The sequence below is a fragment of the Flavobacterium anhuiense genome, assembly GCF_001705175.1.
In the GTDB taxonomy this organism is placed as follows: Bacteria; Bacteroidota; Bacteroidia; order Flavobacteriales; family Flavobacteriaceae; genus Flavobacterium; species Flavobacterium anhuiense.
This window is the reverse complement of the sequence record NZ_CP016907.1, coordinates 2672202-2698729: the sequence shown is the minus strand read 5'-3', so window position 1 is coordinate 2698729 and position 26528 is coordinate 2672202. Positions and strand designations below refer to the sequence as shown.

The following is a 26528-nucleotide window of genomic DNA, read 5'->3' as shown; positions in this document are numbered from 1 at the left end:
GGGTTTTATTTTTGTTGACTTCTAAAAAAACGAGTTTCAAAGATAGTAGTATTTCCTACATTATCAACAACTTCAACTTTTAATACGTTTTCACCTTCTGCCAAATACTGATCATCAAAAGTATGCGTAATTCTTCTCGCTTTATTTTCGTATTCAAACAAAACCCAACTTCCGTTCAAATATCCGTTATAAGATTTTATTCCAGACAAAGAATCGCTTATTGTTAAATCAATTTTCTTTTGATCGCTAATCCATTTTCCTTCAATTGGTTTTGCAATTTTAACAACTGGCGGAATCGTATCGAGAACTAAACCGTAAGTTCCTAATATTTTTGCTTTCGCAGTAAAAACATCACCTTTTCTGGTTGTTCCGTTATAACTTGTTCCTTTACCAATATAAAGTTTATCTCGTAAAGATTCTGGATAAGTATCGTCTTTTATGATAATCGTAAAATTAGAATGTGCCGGAACGGTATCGTCATGAATAAAAATTTTGTTATTTCTCACATCAAAATTCATATTGAAGTCATCATAAAAAGTTCCAGCCGGAAAGAAAACCGACATATTATCTTTCTCAAAATTGGCATCTCTATTATACTTGATAAAATACTGCCCATTAATTGGCTCCGCTTCCACAAGAGGTGTTGTGGCATCAAACTCAATTGGGACTGTAACCGAATTCATATTTCCAAAATAATCCGAAACTTCAATTTTATAATTTGAAGTCAGATTAGGTTCAGCTTTTACAATACCGCGAAGAGAATCTGTTTTGATAATGCTTAACGCAAAAGGCGTTTTCATAAAAAGTTTTTGTACTCGCTGTCCCGATTTTTTATATCTAGAATAATCAATCAAAGCATTGATATAACGCATTTCATCAAAAGAATACGTATTAAACTGATAATTATAATTCTGATTTCCGTTTAAAAAAGTCGAAACATTAAAAACTCCATTTTTATTATGCGACACATCATCGGTATCAACGGCATTAATTCCGAAACCAATTTTTCCGTTTGCTTTAATTTTAGATGCTAAATAAGTCCCGTCTTTTTGAAGTGCCATACTTACCAGCAGTGGCTGTTTTGACTGATTTACCGTTGCATTATCCAAAGGATAAACATACAAACTAGACAAAGTTGGCTTTTTGGTGTCTTTTAAATTTTGGTCAAAGCCAAAGAAAATCGGATTGATAACAAATTCTGTCTTAGTATCACGGATTTCAAAATGAAGATGCGGTCCTTCTGATGAACCCGTATTCCCAGAAAGTCCAATTATATCTCCTTTTTTTACGGGAAGCTCGTCTGGCTTTGGAAACATTTCAATCTCATAGGCTTTTTCTTTGTAATGCGTTTTTTTTACATAATCTAAAATTGCCCCAGTTGGCGTTTGCAAATGCCCGTAAACAGAAGTATATCCATTTGGATGTGTAATGTAAATGCATTTTCCGTTTCCAAAAGTCGAAATTTTTATTCTCGAAACATAGCCATCTGCGATCGCATGTACAGTCAAACCTTCTCTCTGGTTGGTTTTTAAATCAAAACCCGCATGAAAGTGATTAGGTCTTAATTCTCCAAAATTGCCAGAAAGCTGCATTGGAATATCTAATGGGGGACGGAAATAATCTTTAGGATATTGTGTTTGAGCAAACACAGAATTACAAATTAAAAGGGCAAGTACATATAATCTCATAAACAACATTTTTGCTAAGATAAGCAAAAATAAGCCAATAAAAGCAAGAAAAAAGCTTCAAAAACCCAATTGATTGAATTACAATATATTTATCTAAAATAATGCAAAAAAATCGATAAAAAATTGCATTAATAAAAAGGAATATTAACTTTGTAGGATTAAGTAATGAATAGGATGTATAATGAGTGTAATTGCAGAAATAATTGATACTCTTGAATATAAAGTTGAAAAGCTTTTTGAGAAATCAAAAGCCTTTGAACAAAACAATCAAGTATTACGATTAGAACTAGCCAAAGCTGCGCAAATTATCCAGAAACAATCTGAGGAAATGGAAGCTTTGAAGAAGCAAAATGAAACACTTAAGATAGCCAATTCGTTGCTCGGCAGCGACAATAACAAGAGAGAGACAAAGCTTAAAATAAATTCATTAATTCGCGAAATCGATTACTGCATAGCGCAACTATCAGATTAATAACATGGACGGAAAGCTTAGAATTAAAATATCAATTGCCGACCGCGTTTACCCACTTACGGTTGAACCCGCTCAAGAAGAAGGACTTAGAAGTGCTTCTAAAAAAATTGATGCCATGATTAAGCAGTTCGAAGAAAATTACGCGGTTCGTGACAAACAAGATGTTCTAGCTATGTGTGCATTGCAATTTGCATCGCAGGTAGAACAAAAACAGATTGATAATGCAATCGATGGAGAAGAAACTATCGAAAGAATTAAAAGATTAAATACGCTTTTAGATCAATATCTCGAAAATTAAACGTTCTTTACAGAAACTAAGATACTGCCTACATTAGTTCACATTTGGTAAACTCAACACTAACAATTTAGAATGAGCAAATCGTCGCTACTATAGTATGCCCTCCTTTTGGCTGGGAAACTTGAACAGTGAGTTAGCTCAAAACTTGTCTTTACGAGTTTATACAAGCAATTAATGTAGGCTTTTTTTATATATAAACCCTAACAAACATGGACATCATAACGATCATTATTGGTATTGTAGGTATTGCGGCAGGATTTGCAATAGCTAAAATTATCGAGAAAAGTAATATTTCAAACCTAATTAAAAACGCTAAAAAAGAAGCGGCCTCTATCTTAAAAGACGCTAATTTAGAAGCCGAAAATATCAAAAAAGATAAAATTCTTCAAGCCAAAGAGCGTTTTATCGAACTAAAATCAGAACACGAACAAGTTATTTTAGCGCGCGATAAAAAAGTTGCTGAAGTAGAAAAACGCGTTCGCGATAAAGAATCTCAAGTTTCTAATGAACTTTCTAAAGCTAAAAAAATAAACGAAGATTTTGAAGCTAAAACAGCTGAATACAACAATAAAATTGAGCTTTTAGACAAAAAACAGGCTGAAGTTGACAAACTTCATAAAAGCCAGCTACAGCAATTAGAAGTAATCTCTGGTCTTTCTGCTGAAGAAGCAAAAGAACAATTGGTAGAAGGCTTAAAAGCTGAAGCTAAAACAAAAGCAATGTCTCATATTCAAGAAACTATTGAAGAGGCAAAATTGACTGCGCAGCAAGAAGCTAAAAAAATCATCATTAATACTATCCAAAGAGTTGGAACGGAAGAAGCAGTTGAAAACTGTGTATCTGTTTTCAATATCGAATCTGATGATGTTAAAGGTAGAATTATTGGACGTGAAGGGCGTAACATTAGAGCACTTGAAGCCGCAACTGGTGTGGAAATCATTGTTGACGATACGCCAGAAGCAATTATTCTTTCTTGTTTTGATCCTGTTCGTAGAGAAATTGCTCGTTTATCTTTACACAAATTAGTAACTGACGGACGTATTCACCCAGCAAGAATCGAAGAAGTTGTGGCTAAAACTGCCAAACAAATCGATGACGAAATTATCGAAGTTGGAAAACGTACTGTTATCGACTTGGGAATTCACGGTTTACACCCAGAATTAATTAAAGTTGTAGGTAGAATGAAATATCGTTCTTCTTACGGACAAAACTTATTACAGCACTCAAGAGAGGTTTCTAAACTTTGCGGTATAATGGCTGCAGAATTAGGACTAAACGTAAAACTGGCAAAAAGAGCAGGTTTATTACACGATATCGGAAAAGTGCCTGATACAGAGAGTGATTTGCCACACGCACTTTTAGGTATGCAGTGGGCTGAGAAATACGGAGAGAAAGAAGAAGTATGCAACGCGATTGGAGCTCACCACGATGAGATCGAAATGAAGTCTTTATTATCTCCAATTATTCAGGTTTGCGATGCTATTTCTGGAGCTAGACCAGGCGCTAGACGTCAGGTTCTTGACTCTTACATCCAGCGTCTAAAAGATCTTGAAGACGTGGCATACGGATTCAGTGGAGTTAAAAATGCTTATGCGATCCAAGCTGGTAGAGAGCTTCGTGTAATTGTAGAAAGCGAAAAAGTTTCTGATGACAACGCAGCAAACTTATCTTTCGAAATTTCACAAAAAATTCAAACCGAAATGACTTATCCTGGACAGGTAAAAGTTACAGTTATTAGAGAAACTAGAGCTGTAAACATTGCTAAATAATCTAGGAGAATAATATATAGAAAAAATAAAGGCTGTCAGTTGACAGCCTTTATTTTATTTAACTCTATGCAAGCTTACATATCATTAAAAATGATTTTAAAGCTTGTCCCAACCCCTACTTCACTTTCTACTTCAACAGTTCCTTTCATTGCTTCAATTTGATTTCTTGTAATGTATAATCCAATACCTCGCGCTTCTTCATGTTTATGAAAGGTTTTATACATACCAAACAGCAAATCACCATAGACTTTCAAATCGATTCCGAGACCATTATCTGTTATTTTAAGGGATTTAAAACCTTCAGGTTCAATAGCAAAATCAAAAGTAATTACAGGATCACGATCTGGATGCGCATATTTAATTGCGTTTGTTGTAAAATTCAACAAAACGCTTTCCATGTAAGCCGGATTAAAATTTACCGTCAAATACTTCGGTACGTTATTGATGATCGTAACTTTTCGTTCTTTATGATACCCTTTAATCGTTGAAATAGTTTTCTCGATATATTCACAAAGTTTTAGTGGCACTACCGCAATATTAATATTACTCTGCGTTTTTACAATTTGGGTAAGATTCGAAATAGTTTCATTCAGATCATTAGAAACGGTGCGTAAATATTGCAGCATTTCTGTCACGGTCTGTTTACTAACATCTGCATCAATAAGATCTAAAATCGATTTTATATTTCCAGCCTGTGTATTTAGATTATGAGAAACAATATGCGAGAAGTTCAATAAACGGCTATTTTGATCACTATACAGTTTCATGGTTTTCATAAGCTCCAGCTCTTTTTCTTTCTGAGCCGAAACATCAGTATGCGTCCCAATTACTCGCAAAGGCCTTCCGTTTTCATCGCGTTCAATTACTTTTCCGCGGTCTAAAATCCATTTGTAATTACCGCTGGAAGTCATTACACGATGATAATTTTCATAAAACGGAATCTTATTATCAAAGTGTTCATGAATATCCGAATAATATTTTGGAAGATCATCTGGATGCACAATTTTATCCCATCGTTCTGGATCATCAAAAATATCAGTCGATTCTAATTCTAAAATTTTAAGAGACAGAGAAGAGTAAAAAACCCTATTGGTGACCATATCCCAATCCCAAATTCCGGCAGTAGAAGCATCTAAGGCAAATTGAAAACGCTCTTCCGAAATCCTTAGCTTTTCTTCTTTATCTTTCAATTCGGTAATATCCGAAACATGACCATAGAAAATCACATTTCCATTTGCCGCAGATTCTGTTTTTGCAGCAATTTTAAACCAGCGAATTCCTTTTTTAGGAAGAGTAGCTCTAAACTCTATTTCCCAAGGTTTTATTTCCTTTCTGGCTTTGACTAAAGACTGAAAAAAAAGTTCACGATCCTGCGGTAAAATTCGATCGTAAACTATAAGCTTTATATCATTATTAAAATCTGCAGCAGAAAGTTCAAATATTTCGTCTGCCGATTTGCTTACAAGGGGAAACGAGTAATCATTATCAGCATCAATAACAAACTGAAAAAGCAAGTCCGGCATTTCGGCCAACAATTTTCTATAAAAATTATTTACCTCTAAGCAATCTTCGTTTCCATATAAATCAAAAACCATATGATACTTTTTTATGTAAATAAGATATCCAAACTTATTCCGAAAAGCAAAAAACGAAACTCACCTGTCAACGTTTTAACTTTAATCAAAACAATATTTTAACACAATATATGGATTTTCACAACAAAAACATAGGCTATTATGAAAATAATTACTTTCTAGGATGAAAGCTATGCATTACTTCCTTTAAAAAACTGCGATCCAAATGCACATAGATTTCAGTTGTTGTAATAGATTCGTGACCCAGCATCAATTGAATTGATCTCAAGTCAGCGCCGTTTTCAAGCAAATGAGTCGCAAAAGAATGTCTCAGGGTATGCGGACTAATACTTTTTTTAAGTCCCATTTTCTGAGCAAGATCTTTGATAATAGTAAAAACCATGGCACGCGTTAACTGATTTCCACGTCTGTTTAAGAACAAAGTGTCTTCGGCACCTTTTTTTATATTGAGATTTGAACGGACTGCATTTTTGTAAATATCAATATACTTTTGAGTTAGAGGACCAATTGGAACAAATCTTTCTTTATTTCCTTTACCCGTGATTTTAATAAAACCTTCATCAAAAAAAAGATCTGAAATTTTAAGCGTAATCAATTCAGAAACACGTAATCCGCAACCATACAAAGTTTCGAGCATTGCGCGGTTTCTCTCGCCTTCATTGGTGCTTAAATCGATTGTTTCGATCAGCGCATCAATTTCCTGAAGCGATAAAGTATCAGGCAATTTTCGGCCTGTTTTTGGCGCCTCAATTAATTCTAAAGGATTGTCATTTCTATAATCTTCAAAAACCAGATAATTAAAAAAACTTTTAAGCCCAGAAATAATCCTCGCCTGTGATCTCGGATTTACTTCTTTAGCTACTGTATAAATAAACTGCTGTAATGTTTCATCAGAAATTTTTATTGGTGAAACATCAATTTGATTGGTTTCTAAAAAAAGACACAAACGTTCAATGTCAAAACCATAATTTTCGATCGTATTTTTAGACAAACCTCTCTCTATCCTCAAATACGACTGATAATCTTTTATATATCTGCTCCAATTCATACTCACAAAGTAAGTAATTTTTTGGCATAAAAAAACCTTCCTTAAAAAAGGAAGGTTCTTCAAATATTTTTAATTTCTTAATTAAATTTATAAGCTGCAGTTATAGCAAAAACACTGTTTTTTGGACTATCGTAATATTCGTCCCAAGTATCTGCATCATTATCTGCAATATTAGACAAACCTACTGTATAACGAGCACCAACTGAGAAGTTATCAGTAAAGTTATATCCAAGTCCGAAATTAAATCCTGTATCAACAGATTTGAAACCATCTTTCACATCTCTTCCTTCACTTTTAGCAGAAACTAAAAATCCTAATTGTGGTCCAGCCTCAGCAGTAAATTGTTTTGTGATATAAAACTTCGCTAAAACAGGCACATTAATATAATTTAATTTAGTATCAAATTTATCGCCTGCAAACTTCAATTTAGCACCTTGAGTAGAGAACAAAAGCTCTGGCTGAATAGATAATCTTTCAATAACTTTAATCTCAGCAAAACCTCCTACTTGAAAACCTACTAAAGAGTTAGCATCCCAATAATTTCCGCCTGCAAAAGTTGTAATATTAAGACCACCTTTTATTCCAAATCTTGTTTCCTGAGCATTTGTGAATGCAAAAGCCATAATAGCAATGGCAGATAAGATAATTTTTTTCATTCTAATTTGTTTTGGGTTAAATTAATCGAGTCAAATATAAAAATATTCTTCATAATTCTACATTAGGAATTTAACAAATAAAATAGTAACTATTACGCTAATTGTTAATTTTAGATTAACTCAAGTTAAAATTAGAATTCTCCAGCAACAAAAAAGCCTTCCCTAAAATTAAGGAAGGCCTTTTAAAATTAACTAACTGTTTCTTTAACTTAGAATTTATAAACAACTCCGAAGCTTACATCTCTTAAGTCTGTTCCAAAACCAAAAGAATTAGTTTTTTCAGCTCCATGTCCTCCATTGTTGTTTACGCTGTATCCTAAACCAAGCCAAGTTGCTTCGATTGCAAAATGGTTAGATAAGAAATAACTCAAACCTAAACCAAGGTTAGCTCCAATCTCATTTGATTTAAAATCTCCTGGCTTGTGTTTGTAATTTGTAAAATCTAGACCCGCTTGTCCGTAGATTGAAAATTGTGAAGCAGGTGTAAAATAGTATCTTCCAAAAGCCCCAGCAGTAAATGAATTTGTTTTATCATCCCCTACTTTATCTGAACCAAATCCTAATTTTGCTCCAATCGCAATATTTTCAGTAACAAAATAGCCTACTTTTGGCTCAATTGTGAAACCGCTACTTTTAGCATCACCTGTTTTTTCAGAACTCACATTCAATGCTCCAGAAATAAATGTATCTCCTTTTGCGAATCCTCCCGTTTGTGCATTAGCAAATGTAAAGCCTAATACTGCAATAGCAGCCAAAATAATTTTTTTCATGATTTTTAAAATATTATTTGATTAATATTCGACAAAACTAAGATTAGACTTACAAAATAAACTCCGCAATAAGTTTAAAAAGTATTAAAATAAGACAAAAATGAAATCGATATAGACTAATTGAAAATCAAAGCATTGAAAGAAGAAAAGGCATTTATGAGATAAGAAAAAGCAATTTGAGTGGGAATTTTAGTAATTATTTAATCCAAATTATAATGCAATAAAATGCTAAATATGTAGTTTTGAACTTTAAATAACATTTTAAAATACCAATTTTTAAAAACCTTTTTATGAAGAAAATAATTTTAGCAGCTGTAATGTTCATTGCAACATCAGCGGCAGTAAACGCACAATTTGTACAAATCGGGGTTAAAGCAGGGGTTAACTTTGCCAACCAAACTGGAGGTTCTGATTTTGATGGAATTTCTGTTGACAAAGAAGGTATTACAAGTTACCACGCAGGTCTTGTAGCAGAACTTAAATTATTAGAAAAATTCTCAATTCAACCAGAACTTTTATATACTACACAAGGAGCAGAATACAAAAGTGCTGTACAGGATTTTAAAAACGAAATGGGTTATATCGCTATTCCTGTAATGGCAAAATTCTACATGACTAAATCTCTTAGTTTAGAACTTGGTCCACAAGCATCATTCCTTGTTAGCAATAAAAAAGAATTTGATGTTGCAGATCCAAAAACATTTGATTTTTCTCTTAATGCTGGTTTAGGATTAAAAGTTGTTGGAGGTCTTTTTGTTCAAGCACGTTATGGAATAGGTTTAACAGAAATTTCAGAAGAAGCTGATTTTAAAAACTCTGTTTTCCAACTTTCAGCAGGATATATGTTCTAAAAGAATATCACATACTTTTATAAAAACCGTTCTATTTATTAGTGCGGTTTTTTTATTTTTACAAAGTTCAATGACAATTGCAAAAATCAATTGCAATGTCAATATCTCAAAATAAAAAACTTATGAAAATCTGCATTATCAACGGACCAAATTTGAATCTTTTAGGAAAACGCGAACCAGAAGTTTACGGAAGCCAAACTTTTGAAGATTATTTTGAAACGTTGAAACAAAAATTCCCAAACATTGAACTTTCTTATTACCAAAGCAATATTGAAGGCGAATTGATTGGTAAAATTCAAGAAGTTGGTTTTTCATTTGATGGCATTATTCTGAATGCTGGAGCGTACACACACACTTCCATCGGTTTGGGCGATGCAATGAAAGCCGTTACCACGCCAGTCATTGAGGTTCATATTTCAAATACATATGCGCGCGAAAGCTTTAGACATCAATCGTATTTATCTGGAAATGCAAAAGGTGTTATTCTAGGCTTCGGACTAAAAAGTTACGAATTGGCTATTCAATCTTTTTTATAATGTAATTATCATTCTGAGGGAAAATTTTGACTTCTCGCAGAATGATACAGTCTCTCATCAATTTAACAAATTATTAATAAGCTCAGATTTAACTTATTATATTTTTGTAAGATATACCACATTTGCATGAGAAACTATACTTTATTTGCCTTTCTATTTTTTTCACTTTCCAATTTTGCTCAAATAAGAGGAACAGTTACAGACGACAAGGGAAATCCGCTTCCTTTTGTATCCGTTTTTGAAGAAAACACCTATGCTGGAACCACTACAAATGAACAGGGAAAATATCAGCTGAACGTAAAAGAAATTGGCGGAAACATCATCACATTTCAATATTTAGGTTATAAAACCAAAAAAATAACTGTTCTGGCCGCAACAAGAATAGTCAATATAGATGTCAGTCTTCAGGAAGAAAGTTTTGCATTAAATGAAGTAATCATTGATCCTAAAAACAATCCTGCAAACGCTATTATAAAAAGCGCAATAGCTCATAAAAAAGAAAACTCAGATAAAACCGGACGTTATACAGCCGATTATTATTCAAAAGGAATGTTTAAGGTTAAAGATCTTCCTAAAAAAATTCTAGGCAAAAAAGTTGATTTGGGCGATGACATGGCTTCGAATCTCGATTCTACTGGAACAGGAATTTTGTATTTATCTGAGACGATTTCGAAGGTGACTTTTGAGAAACCAAACAAACTCAAGGAAAAGATTATTGCTTCTAAAATTTCAGGAAACAATCGCGGTTATAGCTATAATACGGCTGCTTTATCGACTTATGATTTTTACGACAATACTTTAGATTTTGATGTAAAACTCATCTCTCCTATTGCCGACAATGCTTTCAATTATTACAAATATAAGCTTGAAAGCACTTTTTATGACGACAATAACCAGCAAATTAATAAAATCAAAGTTACTCCAAAACGAGATAAAGAACCTGTTTTTGAAGGCTACATCTATATTGTAGATGACAGTTTTGCGATTTATGCCATTGATCTTGATATCAAAGGGTATCGAATGAAAAACGAGTTTACAGAAACCATGACTTTAAAACAGAGTTTTAGCTACAATACCAAAAATAAAATTTGGTCTAAGAATGCACAGACGCTTTCTTTTAATGCGGGTATTTTTGGTGTGAAATTTTCTGGAAACTTCAATTATGTATATTCAAATTATGAATTTCCTGATTCTTTTGACAAAAAAACTTTCGGAAACGAAATTGTTGCTTTTGACCTTAATGCCAACAAAAAAAATGATGCTTTCTGGAATGAAATTCGCCCAATTCCGTTAACTATTGAAGAAAGCTCAGATTATGCCAAGAAAGACAGTCTGCAGACTATTAGAAAATCAAAAAAATACACCGATTCCATTGACGCCAAAAACAATAAATTTAAGGTTTGGGATATTTTATTGGGTTATGATTATAAAAATACTTTCAAAAAATATTCTTTTGACTATAAAGGCTTGCTGAACATTACTTCTTTAAGTTTCAATACTGTTCAGGGTTTTAATTTGGATTCTGGCTTTTCTTTTAGAAAATGGGATGAAGAAAAAGGAACAAACACTTCTATAAGCACGACTTTCAATTATGGCTTTTCTGATGAACGCTTTCGTGCAATTGGCCAATTCAGCCATCGTTTCAATACTATAAATTATGCCACAATATGGGGTTCTGGAGGGGTAAAAACTACTCAGTTTAACAGTGCTGAACCTATTAGTAAGTTTCTCAATTCTATAAGTTCTTTGTTTTTTAAAGACAATTATATGAAGCTGTACAACTTGGAATTTGCTGAAATCAATTACGGACAAGATGTTGCAAATGGAATAAATCTTACGGGAAAAATAGGTTACGAACAGCGTAAACCTCTTTTCAATACAACTGATTATTCTTTCTTTAAAAAAGATGATATTTATTCTTCGAACAATCCTTTGGCGCCAAACGATTTTACAACTCCAGCTTTTGACCAACATCATTTGTTTAAAGCTCTTGTAACAACTAGAATTAACTTTGGAAATAAATACATATCAAGACCTGACGGAAGATATAATTTTAAAAACGATAAATATCCTACAGTTTATCTGGCTTTTGAAAAAGCATTCGCGGCAAGCGAAAAAAAATATGAATATGAACGAATCGGTGCTTCGGTACAATATGATTTGTCGCTTGGAAACAAAGGTCTTTTAGGAACCAATTTTAGAGGTGGTAAATTCTTTAATGCAGAGAATATTTCGTTTATCGATTATAGACATTTTAATGGAAACCAGACTCATATCGGAACAAGTGATCGCTATTTGAATGTCTTTAACATGATGCCATATTATGCGAACAGCACAAACGATAGTTATTTTGAAATGCACACTGAATATAATGACACTGGCTTCATCATGAATAAAATTCCGTTGTTAAATCTTTTAAAGTCAACAATGAATATTGGTTTTCATGCTTTGGCTATTCCCGACCGAAAACCATACTCTGAATTTACTGTTGGTTTAGACAATCTAGGTTTTGGAAAATTCAAATTATTCCGAATCGATTATGTGCATTCTTATCAAGGTGGCATTCAGCAAAACGGCGTTGTCTTTGGCTTGAAGATTTTGAATATTTTAGATTAAGATGCAAAGCCACAAAGTGACAAAGGCACAAAGTTTTTTCTTAACTAAAATTAAAACCCCCATTATTCTTCCTTAAGAATAATGGGGGTTTTAATTTTAGCCTACTTCTCAGTTTGAGCAAAGTCAAGGATACATAAAGTACTTCAGCTCTGTTTCTTTGTCACTTTGCAACTTTGAACCTCTCAATGATAATCATCTGGTTCAACATGAATCAATACATGTCCTAATTCAGGATTTTTTTCTCTGAGTGTATCTTTCAGTTTATGTGCCAAATCGTGCCCTTCTTTAACCGAAATTTTTGCCGAAACAATAGCATGCAGATCAACGTGGTATTTCATTCCAGCTTTACGGATAAAACATTTTTCAGTCCCTAAAATACCGGGAACTGTAAGTGCTACAACACGGATTTCTTCAACCAAATCTTCATTTAGATTCTCATCCATAATTTCGCCAAGCGCCGGTCTGAATATTTTATAACTATTATAAAGAATAAAAAACGCTGCAAAAAGTGCTGCCCAGTCATCTGCAGATTCGTAGCCTTTTCCCATAATTAAAGCAATCGAAATTCCGATAAAAGCCGCTACAGAAGTTATGGCATCGCTTCTATGGTGCCAAGCGTCGGCTGCTAAAGATGTGCTATTGGTTTGTCGGCTTCGTTTCATAACCAAACGGAAAGAGTATTCCTTCCAAATAATAATGGCGCCTAAAATATACAAAGTCCAAGATTTAGGTAAATCGTGCGAAGTGCCAATATTAGCAATACTTTCGTAACCAATAACAGTTCCCGAAGTAATTAAAAAACCCACAACCAAAAACGTAATCAGAGGTTCTGCACGACCATGCCCGTAAGGATGATTTTCATCGGCAGGCTTATTTGAATATTTTATTCCAAAAAGAACCAAAAAAGACGCAAATATATCAGTCGTTGATTCAATAGCGTCTGCAATTAGGGCATAAGAATTGCCAAAAAAACCTGCTAAGCCTTTTATAAGGGCCAAGCAGGTGTTTCCTATTATACTAAAAATAGTAGCTTTAACAGCTTTTTGTTCGTTTGTCATTTAGACTATTTTTTTCGCCACGAATTCGCGAATTATTTTTTTATAATCATTGAAAATAAAAATTCGTGAATTCGTGGCTATAAACTTTTTAAGCTCTCACAATTTTTGCACCGATTGCTCTTAAACGCTCATCGATACGCTCATATCCACGGTCGATTTGCTCGATATTTTGGATTGTGCTTGTTCCTTTTGCAGAAAGCGCCGCAATTAATAATGAAATTCCCGCACGAATATCAGGAGAAGACATTGTGGTTGCTTTCAATTGAGATTCGAAATTGTGCCCCATAACCACAGCTCTGTGCGGATCACACAACATAATTTTTGCTCCCATATCGATCAATTTATCCACGAAGAATAAACGGCTTTCGAACATTTTTTGGTGAATTAAAACATCTCCTTTTGCTTGAGTTGCGACAACTAAAACAATACTTAACAAGTCAGGCGTAAATCCTGGCCATGGTGCATCGGCAATAGTCAAGATAGAACCGTCGATATCTGTTTTTACTTCGTACCCATTTGTGTGAGCAGGAATATAAATATCATCATTGCGTTTTTCAACTGTAATTCCAAGTTTTCTAAAAGTATTCGGAATCAACCCTAAGTTTTCCCAGCTAACATTCTTGATTGTGATTTCGCTTTTTGTCATAGCTGCAAGACCAATCCAAGAACCAATTTCAATCATATCAGGAAGAATTGTATGCTCGCATCCTCCAAGGCTTTCAACACCTTCAATAGTCAATAAGTTCGAACCAACTCCAGTGATTTTAGCTCCCATAGAGTTCAGCATTTTACACAATTGCTGTAAATAAGGCTCACAAGCAGCGTTGTAAACTGTAGTTGTTCCTTTTGCTAAAACAGCAGCCATTACAATGTTTGCAGTTCCAGTTACAGAAGCTTCATCAAGAAGCATATCTGTTCCTTTTAGACCTTCTTCAGGAGTTTCTACTCCGTAAAAATGATCTTCTCTATTGTATCTGAATTTTGCTCCAAGGTTAATAAAACCTTCAAAATGTGTATCTAATCTACGGCGACCAATTTTATCTCCTCCTGGTTTTGGAATATATCCTTTTCCGAAACGAGCCAAAAGCGGACCAACAATCATAATAGAACCACGAAGCGCTCCACCTTCTTTCTTGAAAGCTTCAGTTTCTAAGTATCCAACATTAACTTCATCAGCTTGAAAAGTAATTGAACCTGGTTCGTTACGTTGAATTTTCACCCCTAAATTCCCCAACAAAGTGATTAATTTATTGATGTCTATAATATCAGGAATGTTATTAATTTTTACTTTCTCTCCTGTTAGAAGCACGGCACATAAAATTTGTAATGCCTCATTCTTTGCTCCTTGCGGAGTGATTTCTCCTTTTAAAGGAGTTCCTCCTTCGATTTTAAAAATTCCCATAGATTTTTTTTAGGTTCTTTCAAAGTTTCTAAGATTCTAAGATTCTAAGTAAAAAAACTCATCAACTTAGTAGCTTAGCAGCTTTTTTTATTTTTGTTTTTGTTTGTTTTTTTAAAGTGTCAAAGTAAAAAACTTAGCAACTTAGAAGCTTGCCTCTTAGCACCTTTTTTTACTTCTGATTATTGTTTTTTTGAAAATTCTTTTTTTGACCGCCTTTGTTGTTTTTGTTATTCTGAATTTTTGGCTGTGTTCCAGAAGCTGTTTTATTAGACATGCGTTTGTTGGTACGCATTAAATCTGTCGTGTTTAACAGCTCTTCTGTACTGTGCAATAAATTGATTTTACCACCAGATAACTCATATAAATGCTCAAAAATCACATCGTCTTTTACGGTGTCTTTGTTCCAGCTCAAGAAAGATTTTTTCATATGATTGGCAATTACCATTACCAGCGCATTTTTCATCTCTCCTTCTTCCCATTTATTGGCAACTTCAATCATGTATTTGATATTATTGCCATAAAATCTGTATTTCGGAAAATTTTGTGGATATTGCAATATCTCTGGTTTTAGCTGCAAAACATCTCTTGACGGAATCGGATATGGAGATTCAACATTCAGTTTAAAATCAGACATGATAAAAAGCTGATCCCAAAGTTTGTGCTGAAAATCTGGCACATCACGCAAATGAGGATTCAGACTTCCCATAACCTGAATGATGTATTTTGCGGCTTTATTGCGCGTTTCATCATCTTCGATTGCAGTAGCCTGATCAATCAATTTTTGCAAATGACGTCCATATTCCGGAATAATTAAACGCTGTCTTTCAGAATTATATTCCAAATTGTACACAACATCTTTTGCGGCTTCTCTTTTATATTTTTCGATCATAAGTTTATAATGAAACTATACCTTCTATTGTAGAAACTTCTTTGTATTTACTGATCACATCATCTGAGCTGTGCATAGTAACATCAACAGAAACACTGGTAAATTTACCTGTTTTAGATTTCGTTGTTTTAATAACAGCTCCCATTCTATCAAAAGCTTTTTCTACACGCTCAACATTATCTGCTACAGAAGGCACAATAAATTTGTACAAGTATTCTGCAGGCCAAGTATTTGCGTTATCAAGCTCAACTTTTAATCTTTCGTAAAATTCGGCTGTATTTTTTTCTTTATCGTTCTCCATTCGTAATTAAAAATAAACGCAAATATACGTTTTTGATTTCAGATTTCAGATTTTAGATTTTAGATTTTTTGAGTCTAAAAATGAGGGTGTTTTTTTGCCACAAATTACACTAATTAACACAAATTATTCATTCTTAAAATTCAATTTCACCAATTTTAGTTAACTTGGCAAATCAAAAAATAAAAATTAGCGAAAATTCGTGGCAAAAAAAAACTTTGCGACTTCGCAATTTTGCGAGATTAAAACACATTACAATGAAAAAATTCCTTTTACTTTTTATCGCTCTTACATTCAACAATATTGAAGCACAAGAAGTTAAAACACTGACTTATTTCCAAAACGACACTTTAAAACTAGATTTAGATTTATATCTGCCAAAGAAAAAAGCAGGCGAGAAAATCCCTTTAATTATGTTTGCTTTTGGTGGCGGATTTTCAGGCGGTGAACGCACAAGCGAAAAAGATTTTGGTTTATTCATGGCACAAAATGGCTATGCCGTTGCGAGTATTTCGTACAGCCTATATATGAAAGGAAAGGATTTTGGATGCAAAGGAACTTTGACCGAAAAAATAAAAGCGATACAAATTGGCGTAAGCGACATGTGGCAAGCAACTGCTTTCATGATTCAGAATGCCGACAAATACAATCTTGATACTTCAAAAATTTTTATTTCCGGAATTAGTGCTGGAGCCGAAATTGGTTTCCATGCTTCATTTTGGGATTATAAATTGATGAATTTATACAAAAGCAATTTGCCTGAAAACTTCAAATACAAAGGTTTCATAGGCGGTTCTGGAGCTATTCAAGACATTAATTTAATTACGAAAGAAAAAGCGATTCCGATGTTATTGGCGCATGGAAGTAATGACGACACCGTTCCATACGCTGCGGGTTCGCACCGTTCTTGTCCAACAAATGCATCGGGCTGGCTGATTCTTTTTGGTTCTTATGCAGTATATAACCAAATGAAAGATTTACATAAAGACATTGAACTAATTACTTTCTGTGGTGGTGGACATGAATTCTCGGGTTATCTTTTCCATGAAGGACAGAAGTATGTTTTGGATTTTGTGAATGATGCTTTGAATGGCAAAAAGTTCCAATCGCATTTGATTGTTCCTTCTAAAAATGGGAAAAGTTCAGGAAAGTATTCATTTTGTGAATAGTTTATTTGGTTAAAGCCGAGATTTAAAAAATCATATAACCTCGTTGGTTAAAACCAACGGCAATTCAAATAAAAACTGCTCCAGCGGAGCAAAATATTTATAGCAAAATAAATTTCCCGCATATCAAAAGCTCCAGCGGAGCGACATGTAAATTATCCAAATTGTGTCGCTCCGCTGGAGCTTTTGATTTATAATGTACAATCTTTCTATAAATATATCGTCCCGCTGGAACTTTCTTCTTTTAAAACAATCCCAAAAACAAAACCATCTCTCCTATTTAGCCCTGATGGCAGAGGAAATCCTTTTGCTTTTTTCTTTAAAAAGCAAAAGATTGGAGCGGACAGCAGGAACCCATGCTAGCTAAAAATGCCAAATCTTTCGCTTCAAGTAAAAATTCTTTTTAATTATGAATAAGTTTAGGTAAATTTGCCCTTTATTTTTAGAATAGTGCAAAAAGAAATTATAGTCCTGCTTGGTGGACCTGGTACTGGAAAATCAACACTTATTAACGAATTGGTAGCTCGTGGCTTTTGCTGCTATCCAGAAATCTCTAGACAGGTTACCATGAAAGCGCAACAAGAAGGCATTGAACAGTTGTTTTTAGAGCAGCCGCTTCTGTTTAGCGAAATGTTATTGAAAGGTCGTATTGAACAATATAAAAACGCTCTTGAAGAACCTGATAATGTGGTTTTTATTGACCGCGGAATTCCAGATGTTGTAGCTTATATGGATTACATTGGCGATGAATATCCAGCAAGTTTCGTTAAGGCATGCGAAGACTATAAATATTCTAAAACTTTTATTTTACCGCCTTGGGAAGAAATTTACCAAAGTGATTCTGAGCGTTATGAAAATTTTGATCAGGCAGTAAAAATTCAAGAGCATCTTGTTGATACCTATAAAAAATATGGTTACGAACTGATTGAGGTTCCTAAAGATACAGTTGAAAACAGAATTCTTTATATCTTAGACAAAATTTAGCGGCATGGTTTAAAGTTGCAAAACTAGAAACTGTTTTCTAAATTTTTAACTTTAAAACAAACGCAATGCTCGGAGCGCAGGATATTCTTCTAAAATACTGGAAACACGACAGTTTTAGACCGTTGCAAAAAGAAATTATCGATTCTGTTCTTGAAGGACAGGATACTTTTGCGGTACTTCCGACAGGCGGAGGAAAATCGATTTGTTTTCAGGTCCCCGCGATGATGCAAGAAGGAATCTGTCTTGTTATTTCTCCTTTGATTGCTTTAATGAAAGACCAGGTGATGAATCTGCAGAAAAGAGATATTAAAGCAATTGCTCTTACTGGCGGAATTCATACCGAAGAATTAATTGATCTTTTGGATAATTGCCAATACGGAAACTATAAATTTCTCTATTTATCACCAGAACGTCTACAATCAGATTGGATTCTGGAGCGCATCAAAAATCTACCTATCAATTTAATTGCTGTTGATGAAGCACATTGTGTTTCGCAATGGGGCCACGATTTTAGGCCTGCCTATCTTAAAATTTCGGAACTGAAAAAATACTTTCCTAAAATTCCGTTTTTAGCCTTGACTGCTACGGCAACTCCGAGAGTTATTGAAGATATTAGAACCCAATTAGAATTAAAAAATCCGAATCACTTTCAGCAGTCGTTTGAGCGAAAAAATATCGCTTACATGGTTTTTGAAGTTGAAGACAAATTATACCGTACCGAACAGATTCTTAAAAAAAATCCGCAACCTTCTATTATATATGTTCGAAATCGCAAAGCTTGTTTGAACATGTCTTCGCAATTGCAGTCACTTGGTTTTACAGCAACGTATTATCATGGCGGACTTTCGGCAAAAGAAAAAGACAAAAACATGCAGTTGTGGATGTCGGAGCAGGCACAGGTTATCGTAGCCACAAATGCTTTCGGAATGGGAATCGACAAAGACAATGTAAAGACTGTTATTCATACACAGCTTCCAGAAAACTTAGAAAATTATTATCAGGAATCTGGACGCGCAGGTCGAAATGGCGCTAAAGCTTTTTCGATTTTGCTTTATAACAATTCAGATTCTATCCAGACAGAACAGCAGTTTTTGAGCATTCTTCCAGACAAAAAGTTTCTCAAAACCATGTACAACAAACTCTGCAATTACTTTCAGATTGCTTATGGCGAAGGTTTAGATGAATCTTTTTCGTTTAAACTGAATCATTTCTGCAACAAATATGAATTCCCTACTCTTAAAACATACAATGCATTACAGTTTTTAAATCAGCAGGGAATTATTACAATGTCTCAGGAATTCTCAGAAAAAATCAGCATTCAGTTTTTGATCGAATCTAAAGAAGTGATTCGATACATGAGCCTGAACCCAAGTGATGAAGAGATCATTTTGGCAATTTTAAGAACTTATCCTGGAGTTTATGAAGTAAAATCTAATTTGAATCTGGGATTAATTGCTAAAAAATCAAATCGATCTGAGGAACAAGTTATTGCTCTTTTAGAAAAATTAAAAGAAAAGGAAATCATCGAATATAAATCTAAAAATAACGATGCTACTATTTTATTTAATGAAGTCCGAGAAGACGATCTTACTATAAATAGGGTTTCTAAATATTTAGAAAAACAAAACGAAGTTAAAAAAGAACAGCTTTTATCGGTTCTTCACTATATAAAAGACAACAAAACTTGCAAAAACAGATTGGTTTTGGATTATTTCGGCGAAGAAACAACTGAAAACTGTGGCATTTGTTCGTACTGCATTACACAAAAAGGGAAAATTACAGAAGCTGACTCGATTGCAGATAAGATTTTGTCTTTGCTTAGAACAGCTTCTCTGACTTCGAGAGAAATTGAAAACCAGATTAAAATGGATGCCAAAGATATTTTATCGGTTCTTCAGGAATTGCTCGAAAACAATCATATCACTATACAAGCGAATAATAAATACACTTTAAAATCATAATGGAGAAATTGAGAATTATATTTATGGGAACGCCAGAATTTGCCGTTGGCATTTTGGACACCATTATTAAAAATAACTATGAAGTTGTGGGCGTAATTACGGCTGCAGATAAACCAGCAGGGCGCGGACAAAAAATAAAATATTCGGCTGTAAAAGAATATGCGCTTGCTAACAACCTTACTTTACTACAGCCAACCAACTTAAAAGACGAAAATTTCTTAACAGAATTAAAAGCTTTAAATGCCAATTTACAAATCGTAGTTGCTTTTAGAATGCTTCCGAAAGTGGTTTGGGAAATGCCAAGTTTAGGAACTTTTAATCTTCATGCCTCTTTATTACCTAATTATCGCGGTGCGGCTCCAATTAACTGGGCCATTATCAACGGAGAAACTAAAACGGGAGTTACCACTTTCTTTATTGACGATAAAATTGATACTGGCGCTATGATTTTAAATTCTGAAATTAATATTGAGCCAGAAGAAACCGCAGGACAATTACACGATCGTTTGATGCATTTAGGAAGCACAACTGTCATTGACACTTTGAAAGTGATTGAAAATGGAAATGTCGTAACAACCATTCAAGAAGATAACGACGATATCAAAACGGCTTATAAATTAAATAAAGAAAACTGTAAAATAGATTGGACAAAATCTGGAGCAGAAATCAATAATTTAATTCGCGGTTTAAGTCCGTATCCTGCTTCTTGGTGCTTCTTGAAAGACCAAAATGAAGAATTGAACATTAAAATTTATGAAGGTAAACTAATCTCAGAATCACACTCTTATGAGATTGGAAAGTTAATTAGCAGTAAAAAAGAAATCAAGATTGCAATAAAAAATGGGTTTATTCAGTTATTAAGTCTACAATTTCCAGGAAAAAAGAGAATGCTCGCTTCAGAATTATTAAATGGAGTGAGTTTTTCGGATGCTGCAAAAGTGTATTAAGGTCAGTAAAACAGGGGTTTGTACCTGTTTTTTATCGATAAACAACACTCTTTATGAACAAAAAAAGCAAGTTATCAACAATTTTTGCTAAAAATAAAGAAAACACTTGCACGCAACGGATTTCCTACTAAATTTGTGTATTAACAATTTTTTTTAACCAACAATTAATAACTAATTATTATGAACAAATCAGAATTAATCGATGCTATCGCTGCTGATGCAGGAATTACAAAAGCTGCGGCGAAATTAGCTTTAGAGTCTTTTTTAGGTAATGTAGGAACTACTTTGAAAAAAGGAGGAAGAGTTTCATTAGTAGGTTTTGGATCATGGTCAGTTTCTTCAAGAGCTGCTAGAGATGGTAGAAACCCTCAAACAGGAAAAACTATCAAAATCGCAGCTAAAAACGTTGTAAAATTCAAAGCAGGAGCTGAATTAGAAGGTGCAGTGAACTAAGTAAGAAAGTTCTCTAAACTTATAATATAATTAAAACCTTCCATCTGGAAGGTTTTTTTATGCGGTTTAACGATTTTTTTTGTGATTTTAATTTTTTTATGATTAAATTTAATAAAAATTGTAACCGTATGATTTCAGAAAAATTAAAAAAAGGACACTTGCTTATTGCCGAGCCTTCAATAATTGGAGATTTATCTTTTAACAGATCGGTAATTTTATTAGCAGACCATAACAAAGAAGGATCAATAGGTTTTATAATTAATAAGCCATTAAAATATACTATTAATGACTTAATACCCGAGATTGATGCTAACTTTAAGATATATAACGGAGGCCCTGTAGAACAAGACAACCTTTATTTTATTCACAATATTCCTGAGTTAATCCCAAATAGTGTTGAGATTTCAAATGGAATTTATTGGGGAGGAGATTTTGAGTCCACCAAAGACCTAATAAACAACGGATCAATAAGTAAAAACAATATTCGTTTTTTCTTAGGCTACACCGGTTGGGAAGAAAATCAGCTTGAAAATGAGATGCAAGGAAACTCTTGGATTATTGCTGATAATAATTATAAAAATAAAATTATCGGAAAATCTACTACTCACTTTTGGAAAGAGCAGATTATCGAGCTTGGCGGCGATTATCTTATTTGGTCTAATGCACCCGAAAATCCATATCTGAATTAATTTTCAGAAATGGATTCATTTAATCGCTGCACTAATAAATGAGCCAGATTTGCTGTAAACTCCTTTTTTCGATATTTAGTTATCGGCTGTATCCCCGTGATTACATTCGTCAGAAATAATTCATCTGCTTTTTGAAGATCAAAAGGTGAAATTACTTCTTCTAAAACCTCTATGCCTTCTATTTTTTTAGCTAGAGCTAAAATCTGTTTACGCATAATACCGTTTAATGCACCTTCTGAAATTGGAGGTGTAATAAGCTTTTTACCCGTTACCATAAAAATATTTCCTTGAAGTGCCTCTACAACATTTTTGCTGTCATTCAGCAAAATGCAATTGGCAAGGTCATTTTCATTCGCGTAAATACTTCCCGTAATGTTAATCATTTTATTAGTCGTTTTAAGAGACGACAATAATTGTTTTGTCACATAGAAGTCCTTATACAAATCTACTTCGTATTCGCTTGTATTTATAGTGTAAGCCTTATTCCCAAGAGAAATGGCGTTGATTAAGAATGAAATATCATTGCTTTTTGGAAGATATAAACCGCCATCATTTCTAAAAACAGTAATTCTGGCACGTGCCGAAGCTGCAATTCCTTGTTCGTTTACCAAATTAAGAATCTGTTCTTCAAAATATTCCATTGTAAAATCCATCGGAATCATCATTCTAACCACACGCATAGAAGCCATTAGCCTAAAATAATGATCCTCAAGAAACAAGATTTTTCCATTGACAATTTTTACCGTTTCAAATATTCCGTCACCATACAAAAAGGCACGGTTTAGAGTTAGTATATTATCTTCTTGCCCAATGTTTCCGTTAAAATTAATCATAAAAAAACCCTGAATTTTGTTCAGGGCAAATATAAGGTATAAAATAGACTTTTACTAAACAGATCCTATAAGATGTTTTAGATCTGAGATTTGATTCTCCCACAATTGTTTAGCTTCTCCTAATTCTTCTTTTTCAGCAAAATCTACTACCATAAGCGATACATCTTTAGTTAATTCATCAACTAAAATATGGAGTTCGAAAAAATACTCAGTATCCTTACTGCTGTCATCAACCCATTTGAATTTTACTTTTTCTCCTGATTTTTTTGAAGCTAAACGCGCTCTCTCCTGTGAATCGTTCCAGATAAAAGTAAAAAATTCACCTCTCGAATTAACATTGTCAGCAAACCATTCTTGTAAACCTGACGGCGTTGATATATATTGATACAATAGTTGTGGCGAAGAATTAATCGGAAACTCTATTTCGTAACGTATTTTTGACTCCATGTGCTACTTTAATTTTTTTCGAAATATAAGAATATATGTCCAAAAACAATGCATTTTTAAAAATATTTTTTTTTCTTCATTTTATGCTTGTATGCTTTAATATTATTTCTATCTTTGCACCCGCAATCAGGAATTCATGATAGCAGTCCAGGCGAGGTAGCTCAGTTGGTTAGAGCGCAGGATTCATAACCCTGAGGTCACGGGTTCAACTCCCGTCCTCGCTACAAAAAGGTAAAACCCTTAAACAGAAATGTTTAAGGGTTTTTTATTTAAATTAACCCTTCTTTAAGTACAGATTTTATTAAATTAGTATCTTGCAACAAGTAATTTACACAGAACATGGACATAGTAAAATTTAAAATCACATCTAAAACAATTAAAGTAGAAGTACGCAATTCAAATAATTATGTTTTTAATTTCAATTCTGCTTTAGATATTAAAAAAGAAGACAAAGATGTTTTATTAAAGCTTTACAATGCACTAGACCTTCTTTTTAAGAAAGAACAGGTTACTGAAAACAAAAATTACATTTCGCCAAATCAGACCAATATCTTAGATCAGATCTCAGCTGCAGATTTTGAAAAAGAAAATCAACAATAGAACTTTACAGTCTTTAAATTAAATGTCCTTGAATAAAATGTTCAAGGATTTTCTTTTTTAAGACAGGCGTAATAAAACAGTATTTAATGTATTATGAAAAATAAAGAACAAGTAGAAATCGTAACTTATAATCCTAAATATCAAAAAAGCTTTAAGGATTTAAACATCGAATGGATTTCAAATTATTTTGTAGTTGAACCAAATGATGTGAAAGCGTTAGATCATGCCGAAGAATATATAATAAACAAAGGCGGAGAAATTTTTTCTGCCATTTTAAACGATGAGGTTTTGGGTGTTTGCGCTTTAATTAAAAGTGACGGAAAAGAGTATGATTACGAATTGGCAAAAATGGCTGTAAGTCCAAAAGCGCAAGGAAAAGGTGTCGGATTATTACTGGCTCAATCGGCAATTAAATGGGCTACAGACAAAGGAGCTTCTAAAATTTATCTAGAAAGTAACACTAAACTAAAACCTGCCATTAAACTGTATGAGAAATTAGGTTTTAAAGAAATAACAGGCATCTCTTCTTCTTATGACAGAGTAGACATTCAAATGATGCTAAACATTAATTTTTAGATTAATAGAATCAAAAAACAAAAAAAATAGAACCCTTGACATTTCAGTTAAGGGTTTTATTTGAAATAAATTGTAACATTTAATCTACAAAAGCGTCAAATCTTGGATTAAATTACGGTTCTTTGTAACTTATTACATTCCTGATTTAGATTACTCAATTTCTGAATACAATAATATTGAAGCCAAAGAGTTTAGAACTAGGAAGCTAGTCGCGATATTTTCGTTATGGACAATAAAAAAATTATTTTAAGTTTAAAAAAAGGTAATGAAGCAGCTTTTAAAGAAGTTTACTTCAGCTATTACGATAAACTTATAAATATTGCCAAACGATTCAATTCTTCCGTATTTACTCCTGAAGACTTTGTTCAGGAAACTTTCATAAGATTATATAATAAAAGAGAACTGCTTAACGAAGAGGTGTTGTTTGACAAACAAATATTTGTTATCTGCAAAAACATTATCATCAATCATGTGAACAGAGAAAACAAAGTAGTACAGCTTGATCCTTCTCAAGTTGAGATGCTCGATGAAGAAACTGACTCTGGAATTTTTGAAGAACGACAAGAAAAACTTCAAAATTTCATTAATCAGCTTCCAGAACAGCAGCAAAAAATATTCACTTTACACAAACTGGAAAACCTTAGCTATAAGGAGATTGCAGAAATAACGGATCTTTCTGAAAAGACCATTGCCAATCATATCTATCTCGCCAGTAAATTTATTCGAAAAAAAATCGAAAACCATTAGGAACTTTTTAGTTCTCGTTTGTTATACTAAAAAACAAGAACTAAAAATGCATATCGAAGCGTATAAAACTAATGTAAAATCAAAAAAGGATGCAAGTTTACTTGTAGCTCATTTACAGTTTATCATTTCTGACTGTATCATAAATTTTGATCGCCAAGGACGCGAAAACATCCTTAAAATTAAAACCAACCGTGATATTAAAGAAATGGTTTACGGTGTTTTTAATAAACAGGGATTTCATTGTCAAATTATTTAATATCTAGAAAAAATGGATAAGGAGAAATTTGACGAGGAGTTTAAAAAGTTATGGGAAGAATCTCCCCTATCTCATTCCGACAGCGAGAAAGAAGCTTCATGGGAACAATTTCATGCTAAAACATTTTCTGAGAAAAAAAGAAAATTTAAGCCTTGGCATCTTTATGCAGCAGCTTCGGTTTTACTTTTTGCGCTTATTGGAACTGGAATTTATTTTAACCAAAATTCTGCTGCTGCAAATATAGTTCTTGCTGAAAATGTAATTGAAAACACAACCTCAGCCATAAAATATGTAGTCTTGCCAGACAGTTCAAAAGTTGAATTGGGTCCGAATTCTAAAATTTCTTTTGGGAACAATTTTGCTTTAAACAGAAAAATTGAAATTGACGGCGAAGCTTATTTTAATGTAAAAAAAGACAAACAGCATCCTTTTCAAGTTTTTTGCGACGAAACCACAACTACTGTTTTAGGAACTTCTTTTACAGTTAAAGAATCTGAAAACAAACAAGTAACCGTTGAACTTTTTGAAGGAAGCGTTCAAATGAATGTAAAAGGCCAAAGCCAAAAATGGATTTTGAAACCGGGAGAAAAATTTACATACGGAAACCAAACTGCTTCAGTATCAGAATTTAGCCGTTTTATAGATTTTGATAACGAAAAATTGTCTGTTATCAGTCATTATATTGAAGAAAACTATGGCTACAAAGTGAATATTCCGAAAGAGAATCTCGATCAGAAAATCACTATCCGAATCAATAAAAGAGAAGATTTAAAAACAATTGTACAATTACTATCCGAAATGTATAACCTAAACTTTGAAATAAATGAAGATTTAAAACAGATCACTTTTCAATAAAAAACAAGAAAGGATGTAAGCCGCGAAACTACACATCCTCCTAATTTTCAGGATAACACGAGGTTATT

General features: G+C 33.3%; 28 protein-coding genes and 1 tRNA gene. 18 read left to right on the top strand and 11 right to left on the bottom strand.

The genetic code is table 11. The annotated features are described in order from the left end of the window. Positions 1–5: 5 nt before the first annotated feature. On the bottom strand, positions 6–1688 hold the full coding sequence (locus BB050_RS11760; RefSeq protein ID WP_066033691.1) for a M23 family metallopeptidase: 1683 nt from the start codon (positions 1686–1688) through the stop codon (positions 6–8). 181 nt (positions 1689–1869) lie between these two features. On the opposite strand from BB050_RS11760, the gene BB050_RS11755 reads away from it, so the two are divergent. From BB050_RS11755 to rny, 3 genes are all read left to right on the top strand, one after another. After that, complete coding sequence (locus tag BB050_RS11755; protein WP_008464802.1) at positions 1870–2160, top strand: hypothetical protein; 291 nt, start codon at positions 1870–1872, stop codon at positions 2158–2160. Positions 2161–2164: 4 nt separating this feature from the next. Beyond that, entirely contained in the window at positions 2165–2458 is a 294-nt protein-coding gene (locus BB050_RS11750; protein WP_008464801.1) for a cell division protein ZapA, read from the top strand. A 209-nt stretch (positions 2459–2667) separates the two neighbouring features. Continuing rightward, entirely contained in the window at positions 2668–4227 is a 1560-nt protein-coding gene (rny, locus tag BB050_RS11745) for a ribonuclease Y (protein WP_008464800.1), read from the top strand. Between the two features lie 74 nt (positions 4228–4301). On the opposite strand, the gene BB050_RS11740 is transcribed toward rny, so the two are convergent. The 4 genes from BB050_RS11740 to BB050_RS11725 form a co-directional block, all read right to left on the bottom strand. Continuing rightward, positions 4302–5822, bottom strand: coding sequence for a sensor histidine kinase (locus BB050_RS11740; protein WP_066033690.1), 1521 nt, complete (start codon positions 5820–5822; stop codon positions 4302–4304). Between the two features lie 151 nt (positions 5823–5973). Continuing rightward, the gene (xerD, locus tag BB050_RS11735) at positions 5974–6870 is read right to left on the bottom strand and encodes a site-specific tyrosine recombinase XerD (protein ID WP_066033689.1); all 897 of its coding nucleotides are present in this window, start codon (positions 6868–6870) and stop codon (positions 5974–5976) included. A gap of 77 nt (positions 6871–6947) precedes the next feature. Further along, positions 6948–7526 carry a porin family protein gene (locus BB050_RS11730; RefSeq protein ID WP_066033688.1) on the bottom strand — a complete coding sequence of 193 codons (579 nt, stop codon included), beginning with the start codon at positions 7524–7526 and terminating at the stop codon, positions 6948–6950. Between the two features lie 209 nt (positions 7527–7735). Then, on the bottom strand, positions 7736–8296 hold the full coding sequence (locus BB050_RS11725) for an outer membrane beta-barrel protein (protein WP_066033687.1): 561 nt from the start codon (positions 8294–8296) through the stop codon (positions 7736–7738). Positions 8297–8586: 290 nt separating this feature from the next. Here BB050_RS11725 and BB050_RS11720 point away from each other — a divergent pair, with 290 nt between their 5' ends. The 3 genes from BB050_RS11720 to BB050_RS11710 all read left to right on the top strand — a co-directional run bounded on the left by BB050_RS11720 (position 8587) and on the right by BB050_RS11710 (position 12299). Then, on the top strand, positions 8587–9147 hold the full coding sequence (locus BB050_RS11720) for a porin family protein (RefSeq protein WP_008464791.1): 561 nt from the start codon (positions 8587–8589) through the stop codon (positions 9145–9147). Between the two features lie 122 nt (positions 9148–9269). After that, positions 9270–9683 carry a type II 3-dehydroquinate dehydratase gene (gene aroQ, locus BB050_RS11715; protein WP_066035150.1) on the top strand — a complete coding sequence of 138 codons (414 nt, stop codon included), beginning with the start codon at positions 9270–9272 and terminating at the stop codon, positions 9681–9683. Between the two features lie 126 nt (positions 9684–9809). Further along, positions 9810–12299 carry a DUF5686 and carboxypeptidase regulatory-like domain-containing protein gene (locus tag BB050_RS11710; RefSeq protein WP_066033686.1) on the top strand — a complete coding sequence of 830 codons (2490 nt, stop codon included), beginning with the start codon at positions 9810–9812 and terminating at the stop codon, positions 12297–12299. 182 nt (positions 12300–12481) lie between these two features. On the opposite strand, the gene BB050_RS11705 is transcribed toward BB050_RS11710, so the two are convergent. From BB050_RS11705 to BB050_RS11690, 4 genes are all read right to left on the bottom strand, one after another. After that, positions 12482–13357, bottom strand: coding sequence for a cation diffusion facilitator family transporter (locus BB050_RS11705; RefSeq protein ID WP_066033685.1), 876 nt, complete (start codon positions 13355–13357; stop codon positions 12482–12484). A gap of 88 nt (positions 13358–13445) precedes the next feature. Continuing rightward, the gene (gene murA / locus BB050_RS11700) at positions 13446–14759 is read right to left on the bottom strand and encodes a UDP-N-acetylglucosamine 1-carboxyvinyltransferase (RefSeq protein ID WP_008464769.1); all 1314 of its coding nucleotides are present in this window, start codon (positions 14757–14759) and stop codon (positions 13446–13448) included. 169 nt (positions 14760–14928) lie between these two features. Continuing rightward, a complete protein-coding gene (locus BB050_RS11695; RefSeq protein WP_066033684.1) occupies positions 14929–15648 on the bottom strand; it encodes a DUF4290 domain-containing protein in 720 nt (239 codons plus the stop codon). A 4-nt stretch (positions 15649–15652) separates the two neighbouring features. Beyond that, positions 15653–15949, bottom strand: coding sequence for a DUF493 family protein (locus BB050_RS11690; protein WP_066033683.1), 297 nt, complete (start codon positions 15947–15949; stop codon positions 15653–15655). Between the two features lie 254 nt (positions 15950–16203). Here BB050_RS11690 and BB050_RS11685 point away from each other — a divergent pair, with 254 nt between their 5' ends. From BB050_RS11685 to BB050_RS11660, 6 genes are all read left to right on the top strand, one after another. Further along, positions 16204–17115, top strand: coding sequence for an alpha/beta hydrolase family protein (locus tag BB050_RS11685; RefSeq protein WP_066035149.1), 912 nt, complete (start codon positions 16204–16206; stop codon positions 17113–17115). Between the two features lie 447 nt (positions 17116–17562). Beyond that, positions 17563–18096, top strand: a complete 534-nt coding sequence (locus BB050_RS11680) for an AAA family ATPase (protein ID WP_066033682.1) — start codon at positions 17563–17565, stop codon at positions 18094–18096. Between the two features lie 65 nt (positions 18097–18161). Continuing rightward, positions 18162–20057: a RecQ family ATP-dependent DNA helicase gene (locus BB050_RS11675; protein ID WP_008464762.1), complete on the top strand. Its 1896-nt coding sequence runs from the start codon at positions 18162–18164 to the stop codon at positions 20055–20057. Next, entirely contained in the window at positions 20057–21004 is a 948-nt protein-coding gene (gene fmt, locus BB050_RS11670) for a methionyl-tRNA formyltransferase (protein WP_066033681.1), read from the top strand. Before BB050_RS11675 ends, fmt begins: the two co-directional genes overlap by 1 nt. A 180-nt stretch (positions 21005–21184) precedes the next feature. Continuing rightward, positions 21185–21457, top strand: coding sequence for an HU family DNA-binding protein (locus BB050_RS11665; protein ID WP_008464760.1), 273 nt, complete (start codon positions 21185–21187; stop codon positions 21455–21457). 128 nt (positions 21458–21585) lie between these two features. After that, entirely contained in the window at positions 21586–22146 is a 561-nt protein-coding gene (locus BB050_RS11660) for a YqgE/AlgH family protein (protein WP_008464759.1), read from the top strand. Here the strand turns inward: BB050_RS11660 and BB050_RS11655 are convergent. Further along, entirely contained in the window at positions 22143–22979 is an 837-nt protein-coding gene (locus tag BB050_RS11655; protein WP_008464758.1) for an aminotransferase class IV, read from the bottom strand. The genes BB050_RS11660 and BB050_RS11655 overlap by 4 nt on opposite strands. A gap of 54 nt (positions 22980–23033) precedes the next feature. Then, positions 23034–23426 (bottom strand): START-like domain-containing protein, encoded by a 393-nt coding sequence (locus BB050_RS11650; RefSeq protein ID WP_008464757.1) that lies wholly within the window; start codon positions 23424–23426, stop codon positions 23034–23036. Between the two features lie 150 nt (positions 23427–23576). Between BB050_RS11650 and BB050_RS11645 the strand changes: the two genes are divergently transcribed. The 6 genes from BB050_RS11645 (at position 23577) to BB050_RS11620 (ending at position 26460) form a co-directional block, all read left to right on the top strand. Beyond that, a tRNA-Met gene (locus BB050_RS11645) sits at positions 23577–23650 on the top strand. Between the two features lie 115 nt (positions 23651–23765). Beyond that, positions 23766–24026 carry a hypothetical protein gene (locus BB050_RS11640; protein WP_066033680.1) on the top strand — a complete coding sequence of 87 codons (261 nt, stop codon included), beginning with the start codon at positions 23766–23768 and terminating at the stop codon, positions 24024–24026. Between the two features lie 93 nt (positions 24027–24119). Continuing rightward, positions 24120–24602: a GNAT family N-acetyltransferase gene (locus BB050_RS11635; protein ID WP_066033679.1), complete on the top strand. Its 483-nt coding sequence runs from the start codon at positions 24120–24122 to the stop codon at positions 24600–24602. A 225-nt stretch (positions 24603–24827) separates the two neighbouring features. After that, positions 24828–25349: an RNA polymerase sigma factor gene (locus BB050_RS11630; protein WP_066033678.1), complete on the top strand. Its 522-nt coding sequence runs from the start codon at positions 24828–24830 to the stop codon at positions 25347–25349. 46 nt (positions 25350–25395) lie between these two features. Next, entirely contained in the window at positions 25396–25605 is a 210-nt protein-coding gene (locus tag BB050_RS11625; RefSeq protein WP_008464748.1) for a hypothetical protein, read from the top strand. 12 nt (positions 25606–25617) lie between these two features. Beyond that, on the top strand, positions 25618–26460 hold the full coding sequence (locus BB050_RS11620) for a FecR family protein (protein WP_066033677.1): 843 nt from the start codon (positions 25618–25620) through the stop codon (positions 26458–26460). Positions 26461–26528: the final 68 nt, after the last annotated feature.